The sequence below is a fragment of the Paenibacillus terrae genome (genome assembly GCF_000943545.1).
Lineage (GTDB): Bacteria > Bacillota > Bacilli > Paenibacillales > Paenibacillaceae > Paenibacillus > Paenibacillus terrae_A.
In genome coordinates, this window is record NZ_JTHP01000204.1 from 1 (window position 1) to 426 (window position 426).

Consider the following 426-nt stretch of genomic DNA (forward strand, 5'->3'; position numbering starts at 1 on the left):
ATTTGTGCGGTGTTTTTTTTTGTTAATGGAGGGGTAGTACCACATGCCCATCAAGCTAAGAACAAAGAAAAAGGAACAGATGCTACCTTTCGTTGCTTGATCCAAATCAATTAGCTTAGAACTGGATTTTGTACAGACTTAAATAAGCCTTGGTGGCTTCGGTTTTAAAAATTTCAATTTCCTAGGCAGCAGATCGTGATTTCTGTCTATACTCATAGACTACACCTAGAATGTCAAATACGGTTTTCTTCTCATACCGATGTGACTTGCGTCCATTCTTTTCAATCATCCGAAAGAATTGGAGAAGCACCCGCTGTACATCATCTGCTTGCTTTTTCATGGCATCATGTAGAGAAAGAAAATATTCTTTTAAGATACAGATTACTTTGAATTCACTGGCTTCTTTCTTTTTCTTAGTCGTCGTGT

General features: G+C 37.6%; 1 pseudogene. It reads right to left on the reverse strand.

The features are described 5' to 3' along the window. Nucleotides 1-181: 181 nt before the first annotated feature. Nucleotides 182-426 (reverse strand): annotated as a pseudogene (locus QD47_RS32330) (IS4 family transposase); the annotation flags it as partial.